11 protein-coding genes and 2 tRNA genes are annotated in these 11,748 nt (G+C 65.6%); 6 read left to right on the forward strand and 7 right to left on the reverse strand.

Going from position 1 to position 11,748, the window contains the following annotated elements; genetic code table 11:
* Positions 1-2,302 (forward strand): outer membrane beta-barrel protein (locus ACIQ6O_RS07030; RefSeq protein ID WP_396207066.1); only part of this gene is annotated, 2,302 nt, incomplete at its 5' end.
* A 29-nt stretch (positions 2,303-2,331) separates the two neighbouring features.
* On the opposite strand, the gene ACIQ6O_RS07035 is transcribed toward ACIQ6O_RS07030, so the two are convergent.
* Positions 2,332-2,751, reverse strand: coding sequence for a carboxymuconolactone decarboxylase family protein (locus ACIQ6O_RS07035; RefSeq protein WP_396207067.1), 420 nt, complete (start codon positions 2,749-2,751; stop codon positions 2,332-2,334).
* 161 nt (positions 2,752-2,912) lie between these two features.
* On the opposite strand from ACIQ6O_RS07035, the gene ACIQ6O_RS07040 reads away from it, so the two are divergent.
* Positions 2,913-3,152: a DUF4160 domain-containing protein gene (locus tag ACIQ6O_RS07040; RefSeq protein WP_396207068.1), complete on the forward strand. Its 240-nt coding sequence runs from the start codon at positions 2,913-2,915 to the stop codon at positions 3,150-3,152.
* On the forward strand, positions 3,124-3,399 hold the full coding sequence (locus tag ACIQ6O_RS07045; RefSeq protein WP_396207069.1) for a DUF2442 domain-containing protein: 276 nt from the start codon (positions 3,124-3,126) through the stop codon (positions 3,397-3,399). Before ACIQ6O_RS07040 ends, ACIQ6O_RS07045 begins: the two co-directional genes overlap by 29 nt.
* A 309-nt stretch (positions 3,400-3,708) precedes the next feature.
* Here the strand turns inward: ACIQ6O_RS07045 and ACIQ6O_RS07050 are convergent, their stop codons facing one another.
* The 5 genes from ACIQ6O_RS07050 to ACIQ6O_RS07070 all read right to left on the reverse strand — a co-directional run bounded on the left by ACIQ6O_RS07050 (position 3,709) and on the right by ACIQ6O_RS07070 (position 7,394).
* Positions 3,709-4,128 carry a hypothetical protein gene (locus ACIQ6O_RS07050; protein ID WP_396207070.1) on the reverse strand — a complete coding sequence of 140 codons (420 nt, stop codon included), beginning with the start codon at positions 4,126-4,128 and terminating at the stop codon, positions 3,709-3,711.
* A 20-nt stretch (positions 4,129-4,148) separates the two neighbouring features.
* Complete coding sequence (locus ACIQ6O_RS07055; protein ID WP_396207071.1) at positions 4,149-4,853, reverse strand: nucleotidyl transferase AbiEii/AbiGii toxin family protein; 705 nt, start codon at positions 4,851-4,853, stop codon at positions 4,149-4,151.
* Entirely contained in the window at positions 4,850-5,269 is a 420-nt protein-coding gene (locus ACIQ6O_RS07060) for a MarR family transcriptional regulator (protein ID WP_396207072.1), read from the reverse strand. Before ACIQ6O_RS07060 ends, ACIQ6O_RS07055 begins: the two co-directional genes overlap by 4 nt.
* Positions 5,270-5,532: 263 nt before the next feature.
* A tRNA-Gln gene (locus ACIQ6O_RS07065) sits at positions 5,533-5,605 on the reverse strand.
* An 82-nt stretch (positions 5,606-5,687) separates the two neighbouring features.
* Positions 5,688-7,394 (reverse strand): glutamine--tRNA ligase/YqeY domain fusion protein, encoded by a 1,707-nt coding sequence (locus ACIQ6O_RS07070; RefSeq protein WP_396207073.1) that lies wholly within the window; start codon positions 7,392-7,394, stop codon positions 5,688-5,690.
* Between the two features lie 124 nt (positions 7,395-7,518).
* Between ACIQ6O_RS07070 and ACIQ6O_RS07075 the strand changes: the two genes are divergently transcribed.
* Positions 7,519-8,817, forward strand: a complete 1,299-nt coding sequence (locus ACIQ6O_RS07075) for a hypothetical protein (RefSeq protein WP_396207076.1) — start codon at positions 7,519-7,521, stop codon at positions 8,815-8,817.
* A 264-nt stretch (positions 8,818-9,081) separates the two neighbouring features.
* Here the strand turns inward: ACIQ6O_RS07075 and ACIQ6O_RS07080 are convergent.
* Positions 9,082-9,154 (reverse strand) — tRNA-Ala (locus ACIQ6O_RS07080).
* Positions 9,155-9,280: 126 nt separating this feature from the next.
* On the opposite strand from ACIQ6O_RS07080, the gene ACIQ6O_RS07085 reads away from it, so the two are divergent.
* Both ACIQ6O_RS07085 and ACIQ6O_RS07090 read left to right on the forward strand, forming a co-directional pair.
* Positions 9,281-10,798: a deoxyribodipyrimidine photo-lyase gene (locus ACIQ6O_RS07085; protein WP_396207074.1), complete on the forward strand. Its 1,518-nt coding sequence runs from the start codon at positions 9,281-9,283 to the stop codon at positions 10,796-10,798.
* A gap of 40 nt (positions 10,799-10,838) precedes the next feature.
* Positions 10,839-11,748 (forward strand): threonine/serine dehydratase (locus ACIQ6O_RS07090; protein WP_396207075.1); only part of this gene is annotated, 910 nt, incomplete at its 3' end.

Here is an 11,748-nt window from a genome sequence, read left to right on the forward strand (position 1 = left end):
GGCGCCGCTCGCCTATCTCACGGTGCAGCTGCGCCGCCAGCGCGACAGCAGCTTCGTGGCCGGAAGACTGACCGATTCGCTCGGCGCGTTCGTGTTCACCAATCTCGCCAAGGGCGAGTACCGGCTCGACGTGCGGCGGGTCGGGTATACCCCGCTCACGCGCGCCGTCTTCGTGGGGGAACTGAGCCGCTTTCTCGACCTCGGCGTACTCAAGCTGGAGCCGACCACGGCCGCGCTGGACCAGGTCACCGTAACCGCCACGCGCGACGAGGTGGCCGGCACCATGGACCGGAAGAGCTACACCCTCGCCGACAACATCGCCCAACGCGGCGGTTCGGTGGTGCAGGCCATGGCCTCACTGCCCGGCGTGACGGTCACGCAGGACGGCAAGGTGCAACTCCGGGGCAGCGACAAGGTGGCGGTGCTCCTCGACGGCAAGCAGTCGGCGCTCACCGGTGTCGCCTCGCAGGCGGGGCTCGAGAACCTGCCCGCTTCGGCCATCGATCGCATCGAGATCATCACCAATCCGGGCGCGAAGTTCGACGCCAATGCCAGCGCCGGCATCATCAACCTGGTACTCAAGCAGGAAACGCAGGACGGCTTCAACGGATCGCTCGGCGTGTCCGGCGGCGCCGGTGCGCTGTGGTCGCGACGCGAGAACCTGCCTGGCATTCGTGCGCAGCGGCTGTTCACGCCAAAGTTCAACCCGTCGCTGGCGCTCAACTACCGGCGTGGCGGCACCAACAGTTTCCTGCGCGCCGACTGGCTGTACTCGCCCACGATGAACAAGAACGAGTTCGCCACGCGCACGTACAATGACGGGACGGTGATCACGCAGCAGATCCTGCGCAACCGGCGCACCGACTACGCCACAATCAATGGCGGCGTGGACCATGCCTTCGACGCGCGCAACAGCCTCAGCGTGTCGGGGCTGTTCAATCGCGAGAAGATTCTCGACGACGGCGACAATCCGTATTTCCAGGGTTCCCTCGCCAATCGCTATCGGCTGTGGACGTTTCTCGAGGACGAGGTCAAGTACACCGCCTTCGCGTCCACGGTATTCACGCACCGGTTCCTGCAACCAGGGCACACGCTCACGATCACGGGGAACTACTCGTTCCACCGCGAAGACGAGCAGTACTTCTTCACGAATATTCGTCCCACGTTCACCGGCCGAGACGCCTTCAAGCTGCTCTCCGACGAGCACATCGGGGATCTCAACGTGGATTACGTGCGCCCGTTGCCGCAGGGGCGCATGGAGCTGGGCTTCAAGGGGCGCTATCGGTCGATTCCCGTGAACATGCAGTTCTTTCCCGGGCTACAGTCGCCGATTGACAGCGGCGCCGGCGGCTGGGCCACCTACCGCGAAACGATTCCCGCGGCGTATGCCACGTATGTGTACGAGGGGCCGGCACTCGAGGTGGAAGGCGGACTACGCGTGGAGCAGGTGCTGCTCGACTACGACGTGAATCCCAACCACAACACGTACCGCAGCGATGGGTACCGGTACTTCCAGCCGTTCCCCACGGTGCGCTTTGCATGGAAGCCGGCTGACCAACACAAGCTGTCGCTCTTCTTCACGCGGCGCGTCGATCGTCCGAACGAAGTGGACATCCGCATCTTCCCCAAGTACGACGAGCCGGAACTCATCAAGGTGGGGAACCCCGGACTGCGCCCGCAGTTCACCACCTCGGTGGACATGGGCTATCGCACCAGTTGGTCGAAGGGGAGCCTCTACGCGGCCGGCTATCGGCGCATCGTCGACGCGACGATCACGCGCATCGCCACGCGGGCACCCGGCAGCCCCATCCTGTACAACGTCTTCCAGAACGCCGGACGCAGCTGGATCACGGGTTCGGAGCTGGTGTGGCAGCAGACAGTGTCGCGCACCGTCTCCCTCAGCACCAATGCCAACGTGTATCGCACCACGATCGGGGCGTTCTCAGTGCTGAACCGGTATCCCGTGCCGGTCACCTACCGGGCGGACAAGGAGTCGCTCGTCTCGGGTACGTTCAAGGTGAACGCCAACCTGATGCTTCCCGGCCGCATCGATGCGCGCGTCTCGAGCATCTACCAAGCGCCGGATCTATTCCCGCAGGGGCGTGTCGGCGCGCGCTACGCCCTCGACGTGGGGCTGCGCAGGAGTGTGCAGCAGGGGCGCGGCGAGATCGTGTTGAATGCGACCGACCTGCTCAACACGAATCAGCTCCGGCGCACCCTGCGTGGCACCGATTTCCGCTACGTGAGTACCGACTTCCTCGAGACGCAGGTCGTGCGGCTGGGCTACACGCGCAAGTTCTGAGCGATAGCCACGTCGCGTTGGCGCGCGCCTTACGCGCCGCCTGGTACCGGTCCGCCGTCGAACACGGCATCCACGGGCACCTGCAGCCCCGTCGCGAGCTGGTTGGTCTTGGCCGCGAGGCCCACGATGGCCAGCAGCTCTGCGTGCTGAGCGTCCGTCATCCCCTTGGCCCGCGCGGCCGCGGTGTGCGAGTGCACACAGTAGCTGCAGGCATTGGTGATGGAGACCGCGATGTAGATCAGCTCCTTGGTGAGCGGATCGAGGTGCGACGGCGTGGCCATCAGGCGCTTCACGTCGGCCCACGTGCTCTCCAGCAGCGCGGCGTCGAACGCTAGCATACGCCAGAGGTTGTTGATGTAGGTCGTGTTGCGGGTGGCGCGGATGTCGTCGAAGACAGCTCGGACGCGAGCGTCCTGCTCCGGCTCGGCGGGTGTGGAGCGCGTGGTCATGGGCGAGTCAGGGAGAAATGCGGGGGAGCACTTGAGGATGTTCGCCACCCCCGAAAACAAAAACGTCGACGAGATAGTAGTCGTTGCGGCGCTGTGCCGCTCCCGACGGAAACGCCCGGTTCGCATCGTCAGCATCTGCGCTGTGTCACTATATTTCCGGCATGTCGCCGACCGTCCTCCGAGAGGGTCCTTTTCGCCTGTTCTTCTTCTCACGAGAGGAACCGCGTATGCATGTGCACATTTCCCATCCGGATGGAGAAGCCAAGTTCTGGCTCGAACCGGAGGTCGGGTTGGCGGAGTCGGTTGGGTTATCCGCTCGCCAGCTCGCGGACGCACGGGACGTTGTCGAACGCCACACCGGGGAGATTTGCGATGCCTGGATTCGCCACTTCGGCGCCTGAGGTCACGAACGTATCCCGGCATGGCTTCTGGCTCCTGCTGGGCGACGAGGAACTCCTCCTGCGCTTCGACGACTTTCCGTGGTTTCGGCAGGCGAGCATCGGCGCGCTGACGCAAGTGGAACGGCCGAGCCCCGATCACCTGTACTGGCCGCTCCTTGACGTCGACCTTTCGGTCCGCTCGATCCGCTCGCCCGCGGACTTCCCGCTGATTTCGAAGACGTCGCCCCATTCGGGCGAGGCCGCGTAACTGGGACGTCGCCGGTGGCCTAGCCGGACGCGCGAAGCGCCGCTCCAGCCTCAGCTGACGCGGCGCTTCGTATTGCCCCTCCTGGGATCGAACCAGGAACCTTCTGATCCAGATTCGATCCGCAAGGAGTCGAAGGGACACCGAGTTGTGGTTTCGCCCAAACCGCTTGGCTTCTCCAACAACTCGATGTCCGATCGCTGAAACTCCCATTGGTTGAGTTGGCAGCGCCATGACGGTCGTCGTCATCGCCTCCGAGTTATCCTCTGCGAGCGGTCGGGGATTGCAAGTCTCCTCGGTGGCACAGGATGATCACCGCACGTTCTCGGCCAACTCCCCTAGTTTTCCGAGCATGATGTAGAGGGGAATGCCTATCATCATGGGCCCTGTGGGGACGATCAGGATTGCGGCGTCCTTCTGCATGCTTGGTGACCCAACCAGCAGCGCCGTGATCGCCATACCAAGCAAAGCGACGGCGATCCCTGCCCCAGCGCACACCGGTGCTACGACCTCTCCTATGGCCGAGGGCTCCAGCCGTTCCAGTCCGCCGGCGTCGCCGCCATTCATCAGGGGATTCTTGAACGAACCGGGATTCATGCGCGCGGCGATTTCGATCATGAACCACAGCGCGGTCATGGCGGCTGCGTACTTCAGCCCGAAGTACACCTCGTGATGGCGGGCGAATGCGTACAAGCCCAGCATGGTCGTACCTTGAACGATGCGCAGAATCATTGTGAGCCCTCCAATGCCAGTCAGTTCATCAAGCGATCAATTCGTGCGCGGACACCCTCGAGGATCGCCGGCAGACGCTGTGCATCAGGGAGGGTACCTTCGAGTACATCGTCGAACCACGGCGCCGCCCGCAGCATACGTGCGGAATCGGCGATGAAGGCACGTACGTCTGGCGTGAGCAGATGCAACTCATTGGCGAGTTCGGCGCGTCCCGCAATGAGCATCAGCAGGTCTTCGAGGTCGTGACTGCCGAAGGGATCCTCTGCGCCACGGTCGAGGAATGCCTCCCATTTGGTCGCGAACAGCGCTGCCGGATGCGCGGCGCGGATCATGATACCACCGGTCAGGTCCACGGAGACCGCGGTATCCATTACCAATGGATACCACCGGTTGCTGAAGCCGAGGATATCGCCGTCGAGCGGCATGGCATCGAGCACCAGACCGTCAGCGGTTCGATAACGGCAGATCGGGGCGCCTGGTGATTGATCGGGGCGAAATCCCAGCGCATGCAGTCGCTGGGCGAACTCGTGATAGTCATGTCTGGTGCGGCACTCGACGATCACATCGACGTCGTCCGTGGGACGCAGGCGATGCAAGCCCCGGTCGGTGATGAAGAACGGCACCATCTGTCCGCCGACGAAGACGACTTCATGCAGGAGCCCGCCGAGCGCGATGGCGGTACGCCGCACTTGCTGTGCATTAGGATGATCGAGGTGGACGATCATGCTGCTGCACCGAGCCGCTGTCGGAGATAGTCGCGGGCGCGCTGTCGTTCACGCGCACGCCCGGCGCGCAATGCGTCTACCAAGCCCAGCAGCTCGTACAGCGCCGGATTGGTCGTCGCGGTATGCACGGCTCCTGCATACAACGGTTCGAGCGCGGCACCGCGAACGCGCCCCTCGGCAGACGGCCAGACGTAGGCATCGGCGCCGGTGAAATCAACGTCGAGCGGTGGCGCGGCGTGCGCCGTGGGTACACCACGCACCTCGGCTCCTGGCGTCGCCGCAAACACATAAGGGACGCCACCGAGCAGGAACTCGAGGAGCGCCTCCGTCTTCACGACCCGTGAGCCCGCGCGAAGCAACCGGGCAGCCTGCAGGCGCCGCACGGCGTTGTGCGCCTCCCCGTGTGATATGCCCACGGCCGCCGCCAACTCCCGGTAGGGTACGTCGGGTGTAAGTGACAGCTGGAGAGCGACGGCGACATCAGCGGGCTTGAGCGGCAGAACAGGCTCCTAGTCCAGTGTTCATGAACAGTGGACATTGCGGTATGCGTTGTCAACCGGTCACGAGGAATGCGAGCGTTGGCGTGGAAAGTTCGGAACGAGGAATCCTGCCCAATTGCCCGCAAAACACAAACGCCGCCATCACCTAAGTGACGGCGGCGCTTGTATTTGTCGAACGATTGCCCCTCCTGGGATCGAACCAGGAACCTTCTGATCCAGAGTCAGACGCTCTGCCAGTTGAGCTAAGGGGCAGCTGACCACACCCAATCCGAAGACGGGTGAGCCGTCAAATATACGTGGCGCCCCCACAAGTGGAAGGGGGGCGCCCCGGCGGTCAGCCCTTCTTCACTTCCTTCGCCCAGCTGTCACGCAGCCCCACGATCCGGTTGAACACCCGCTTCTCCGGCGTGCTGTCTTCCGGCTCGGCGTAGAAATACCCCACGCGCTCGAACTGGTAGCGCGAGCCGAGGGGGTCGTCGAGCACGCCGGGTTCGGCCTTGGCGTGCGCGATGACCACCAGCGACTGCGGGTTGAGCGCGCTGAGAAAGTCCTGCCCCTCCGGCACATCGTCGGGATCGGGCTGCGCGAAGAGGCGATCGTACAACCGCACCTCCACGTCGGCCGCGTGCGGCGCACTCACCCAGTGGATGGTGCCCTGCACCTTGCGACCGTCGGGCGAGCTGCCGCTGCGCGTGGCGGGATCGTAGGTGCAACGCAGCTCCACGATCTCGCCGGCGTCGTTCTTCACCACGTCCTGGCACGTGATGAAATACCCGAAGCGCAACCGCACTTCGCGCCCCGGCGCCAACCGATAGAACTTCTTCGGCGGGTCTTCCATGAAGTCGTCGCGATCGATGTACAGCTCACGCGAGAACGGCATGGCACGCGAACCCGTCTTGGGTACGTCGTGCGGATAGTCCTGCGCCTCGAGCTGCTCGACCTGCCCTTCAGGGTAGTTGGTGAGCACCACCTTGAGCGGGTTGAGCACACACAGCCGGCGCGGCACTTCCATGTTGAGATCGTTGCGCACCGCGTGCTCGTACGTGGCGTACTCCACACGCGCATCCTTGCGGGCCACGCCGATCACGTCGGCGAAGGCGCGAATGGCCTCGGGACGCACCCCACGACGACGCAGCCCCGCGATGGTGGGCATGCGCGGATCGTCCCAGCCGCTCACGTGCCCCTCGTTCACCAGACGCAGCAGCTTGCGCTTGCTGAGCACGGTGTAGTCGAGCTCGAGACGGGCAAACTCGATCTGCGTGGGCGGATTCTCGAAGCCGGCCTCGCGCACGAGCCAGTCGTAGATCTCGCGCGCGTCCTTGAACTCGAGCGTGCACAGCGAGCGCGTGATCCCCTCGATGGCATCACTCAGCCCGTGCGCGAAGTCGTACAGCGGGTAGATGCACCAGTCGTTGCCGCGACGATAGTGATGCGCATGACGAATGCGCAGCAGCAGCGGGTCGCGCATGATCATGTTGGGATGCGCCATGTCGATCTTGGCGCGCAGCACCTTGGCGCCGTCGACGAACTCGCCCGCCTTCATGCGGCGCAGGAGATCGAGGTTTTCCTCCACCGAACGATCGCGCCACGGACTCGGCGTACCGGCACTCGTCACGGTCCCGCGATTGGTGCGGATCTGCTCTTCGTTCTGATCGTCGACGTACGCCTTCCCCTGCTGCACGAGCATCTCGGCGATGTCGTACAGCTTTTCGAAGTAATCAGAGGCGTAGTAGAGTCCGTCCCACTGGAAGCCGAGCCACTGCACGTCGCGCTGAATGGACTCGACGTACTTGATGTCCTCGGTGGCCGGGTTCGTATCGTCGAACCGCAGGTTGCACGTGCCGCCGAACTCCTGTGCGATGCCGAAGTTGAGGCAGATGCTCTTGGCATGCCCCATGTGCAGGAAGCCGTTGGGCTCCGGCGGGAAGCGGGTGGCCGGGGCGCGACCAAAGCGGCCCGTCGCCACATCGTCCGCCACCATTTCGCGGATGAAGTCGCGGCGCGGCGCCGTGGAGTTGTCGGAGTTCGTGGAGTCGGACACGTATGTACGGGGAAGGAGGACCCTCGAATCTAATCCCGAAGGGTATGGATCAGGGGACGGACGGCACTTCGCATCGGAACGCCGCCCGTGTCCCTTTCGCGGCCCACCGCGTTATCCTGCGTCCATGCTCCGTCGCCTCGCCACGTTTGCGGTCGCTGCGCTCATCCCACTCGCCTTTTCGGGCGGGTGCCGTGCCGCGGCATTGGCGCACGGCAGCGACGTCGCCGGCGCGAAGGCGAACCTCGATGCGCTCGTCGCCGGGTTCGAGTACCGCTTCACCAATGTGACCCGGCATCCCAAGGTGAACTACGGGCGCATGCGCATTGCCCGGTACGCCTTTGCGCCATCCAAACTTGTCGAAGACACCGCCGTGTGGACCGCCATGCGGACCTCCCGGACCGGCGCCGAGCGGGAGGCGGAGTGGCAGGCGGGGCTGGCGAACAACCAGTTCCAGTTCGTGGCGCGGCGCGACACCCCCTCCCCGATGCGCGTGGGCGACCAGCGCCACCTCATCGCCGTGAGCCAGCGGAGCGAGAATACCTGGCTCTGGCACACGGTGGTGGAGCACGGTGTGGGCACCCTCCCGCCGGCGCGCCTCAACGCCGTAGCGCGTGCGTTCTTCCAGTCCGCCGAGCGCCCGGGAACGGCCATGCGCGTGGACTACCGCACGGCGTTCCCGCGCACGACCACGGCGCTGGGGCGGCTGCTGACACTCGACACCATCATCGCCGTGTCCCAGCTCGACGGGTCCACCACGGTGGCGATGCAGTTTCGCATCGACGCGCGCAAGCTCGCCGCGGGATTTCCGGCCTACACCAGGTTCCTGCAGAAATACATCGAACCGAGCCGGTTTCGCGTGCGCCTCACGGACCGGCTCGGCGGCGAATGGTGGGACGCGCAGGCAATCAACCGGGTGCTGACCGTGCGATTCCGCACGCACGACGGTGAGCTGCAGCCGCTCACCGGGGCAGCACGCCGGATGCCCGATACGCTGACGGTCACCACGGAAGCGGTCGCCAAGAAGGGGGTTTTCTCCGTCGGATTTTCGAATCTTGTAGGGGAGTTCGTTCACATCGATCGGCCGCGCGAGCGCGCCTGGCAGGCGCGTTTCCGCAGCGAGCCCAAGTGGCACCTCCCGCTGATCGCAGAACAGTTGCTCAATTCCGCCATCCGCTACCCGTTCGAGGGACCGGGCGTGTACTTCAAGCTGGGCATGCGCACCGGAGCGAACGGCCAGACAATCAGCGAGCGCGTGGTGGATGTGGCGGTCAAGGAGAGCGCGATCATGCGCTGGCTCGGCAACCTCGGCTTCGGCGCCATGACCGACTTCGCGGGGAGCGTGGAGGAGGAGGAGAACCGCTTCCTCACCGAGCTGTTCCGGGCCATGCGGGCAGACATGGAAGCGCTGGCGCGCGTCTCCTGACCGGAGAGCCCCGGGTCAAGCTGTGCGGCCGCTCGGAAAGCCCCACAAAGCAAAGAACCCCAACAGTGACACCTGTCGGGGTTCGAGAACTGCCACGCGCGCCGTCATTGGAACTCTCCGTCCTACCGAACGGCGGCGGGCTTACGTTGTCCTGCACTGGACGATGCACCGTGTACCGGCGTCACACCAGTGGCGAACCGGTCACGGTTCGATGTCCCTTCGTACCGGTAGGATCACGAAAGGTTCCAGCAACAGCCTACACAGTGGAGCTGAGGGGGCTCGAACCCCTGACCTCTGCAATGCGAATGCAGCGCTCTCCCAGCTGAGCTACAGCCCCATGCACCCGGATAACAAAGGCCCCGCTCCTGTGGCGCGGGGCCCATCGGGTAACGAACGTGAAGGTAGCGGATGCACGGGGGAAGTCAAGGCAACTCCGCGCCGGATACGCGCGTTGACCCGCCCTATGGGTTATTCCGACACCTCCCTGCCTTTCGGGTCCGCCGATGCCGGCGCGCACGCGCTCGACTCGGACTTCGTGCGCGACCAGCTCGTCCCGCGCACGCTCGACCTGAACGGCAAGACGTATCGCCCTGACGGGGAGTACGTGCTGTACTGGATGCAGTCCACGCACCGGCTCGACGAGAACTGGGGGCTGCGCGCGGCGATCCGCACGGCCAATCGCGTGAACCTGCCGCTGGTGATTCACCAGGGACTCGACCCCACCTATCCGCACGCCAGCGACCGACACCACACGTTCATCCTGCAGGGCGCCCGCGACACGGCGCGGCACGCCGACCAGCTGGGACTGCACTATCAGTTCGTCCTGCGTCGCCGCCGCGATGACGACCGCCGCGTGCTCGACCGGCTGGCCGCGAGGGCCTATGTCGTCTTCACCGACCTCTTCCCCACCGCGGGCGTGCGCGAGCGCACCGAACGGCTGGCCGAGCGGGTGAACTGCCGAGTACTCGCCGTGGACAGCGTGTGCACGGTACCCAGTGGCACGTTCACGAAGCCGGAGTTTGCGGCGCGCACCATCCGCCCGAAGATCGCGAAGCTCCTCGACGTGGCGCTCGAGCCGGTGCGCGACGAGGTCCCGCGCGTCCCGCTGAGCGACGGGTTGCGCGCGTCGTTGCGCGACACCATCGCCGCCGGTGGTGGGCTCGCGCCGCTCGCAATCGCCTCGCTCACCGACGACGACATCGCGCGCGAGGTGACGGCGTGCGAGATCGATCACACCGTGCCGGCCGTGCCGCAGCACGGCGGGAGCATGGCTGCGCAGGACCGCTTCGCGCACTTCCTGCGCGATGGGCTGCGCCACTACGACGAGCAGCGCAACGAAGCCGGCAACGGCGAGGGCACCTCGCGCCTGTCGCCGTATCTGCACTACGGCCAGATCGCCTCGGCGCGCGTCGTGCGCGAGGCGCGCGCGCGGCGCGGCGACGTGGGCGCCACCGCGGCCGATCTCGAGGCCTTCGTGCAGCAGGTCACCACGTGGCGCGAACTCAGCTACAACTGGTGCGTCCGCACCCGCCACTTCGACCAGCTCGCCGCACTCCCCGACTGGATACAGCGCACGATGGCGGCGCATGTGAACGATGCGCGCCCGCACCTCTACGATCTCGACGAGCTCGAGCGCGCCGCCACCAGCGACCGGTTGTGGAACGCCTCGCAGCACGAACTCGTGTCACAGGGGATCATCCACAACTACCCGCGCATGCTCTGGGGCAAGACGATGCTGCTCTGGACAGAGAGCTACGAGCAGGCGCGCGCATGGATGTTTCACCTCAACGACAAGTACGCCCTCGATGGCCGCGATCCGAACAGCGTGGGCGGCATCATGTGGTGCCTGGGGCTGTGGGACCGCTCGTGGGGCAACAAGCCCGTGTGGGGTGGCCTGCGCCCCATGGTCACGCACCGCGCGAAGATGAAGTTCGATGTGGACGGATATATCGCGCGCGTGCGGGGAACGCGGCTCATCTGAGGGGTGGGGGAACAGCGCACCACCCCGTTACTCTTCCCCCATGCCGACTCTCAATCCCGCCATCCTTCCCGCCGTCTCGGCGGTGCGCACCGCGGCCGAACGGCTGCGCGCGTTTCTGCCGCCCAGCCGGCTCATTCGCCATGAGGCGTTGTCGGAGCAGCTCGGTGTGGAGGTGTGGTTCAAGATGGAGCTCGAGAATCCCACCGGCTCCTTCAAGGTGCGCGGCGCGTACAACGTGCTCGCGGGGCTCTCACCCGAAGAGCGCGCCAAGGGGGTCGTGGCCTCGAGTGCGGGGAATCACGGGCTCGGCGTGGCGTACGCGGCGAAGGCGTTCGGTGCGCCGGCGATGCTCTACGTGCCGGTCACGGCGCCGCAGGTGAAGAAGGACGGCATCCGCGCGCTGGGCGCCACCGTGAACGACGAGGCGGCGGACTACGACGTCGCCATGGTGATGGCCAAGGCCCACGCCGAGCGTGAGGGGATCCGGTTCATCAACCCGTGCCTGGGCCTCGATCTGCTCGCCGGACAGGGCACGGTCGCGCTGGAATTGCTCGAGCAGCTGCCGGCGATGCGCACGGTGCTGATCTGCACCGGTGGCGGTGGCTTGCTGGGGGGGATGGGGGCGGTGCTGCGCACCCTCGCGCCTGACGTGCGGGTGATCGGGGTGCAGAGCGTCGAAACGGCCGCTATGGCCAATAGCGTGCGCGCGGGCCACGTGGTGGACACACCCGTCACCCCGACACTTGCCGACGGCCTGTCAGGCCAGATCGACGACGACGCGCTGCACATTGGCCAGGTGTGCGCCGACGAACTGCTGCTGGTGACCGAGGAAGAACTCGGTGAGACGATGACCTGGCTGCATCGCACCACCGGCATGGCCGTCGAAGGCGCCGGCGCCGTCACCGTGGCGGCCTTGCGCCACGGCCACCTGCAGGAGCCGGTGGGGCCGA

The sequence above is a fragment of the Gemmatimonas sp. genome (assembly GCF_044345575.1).
In the GTDB taxonomy this organism is placed as follows: Bacteria; Gemmatimonadota; Gemmatimonadetes; order Gemmatimonadales; family Gemmatimonadaceae; genus Gemmatimonas.

What these genes read in the sequence shown, in the direction of transcription:
- ACIQ6O_RS07035 (WP_396207067.1), bottom strand. Translation starts at nt 2,751, where the DNA reads ATGACCACGCGCTCCACACCCGCCGAGCCGGAGCAGGACGCTCGCGTC.
- ACIQ6O_RS07040 (WP_396207068.1), top strand. Translation starts at nt 2,913, where the DNA reads ATGTCGCCGACCGTCCTCCGAGAGGGTCCTTTTCGCCTGTTCTTCTTC.
- ACIQ6O_RS07045 (WP_396207069.1), top strand. Translation starts at nt 3,124, where the DNA reads ATGCCTGGATTCGCCACTTCGGCGCCTGAGGTCACGAACGTATCCCGG.
- ACIQ6O_RS07050 (WP_396207070.1), bottom strand. Translation starts at nt 4,128, where the DNA reads ATGATTCTGCGCATCGTTCAAGGTACGACCATGCTGGGCTTGTACGCA.
- ACIQ6O_RS07055 (WP_396207071.1), bottom strand. Translation starts at nt 4,853, where the DNA reads ATGATCGTCCACCTCGATCATCCTAATGCACAGCAAGTGCGGCGTACC.
- ACIQ6O_RS07075 (WP_396207076.1), top strand. Translation starts at nt 7,519, where the DNA reads ATGCTCCGTCGCCTCGCCACGTTTGCGGTCGCTGCGCTCATCCCACTC.
- ACIQ6O_RS07085 (WP_396207074.1), top strand. Translation starts at nt 9,281, where the DNA reads ATGGGTTATTCCGACACCTCCCTGCCTTTCGGGTCCGCCGATGCCGGC.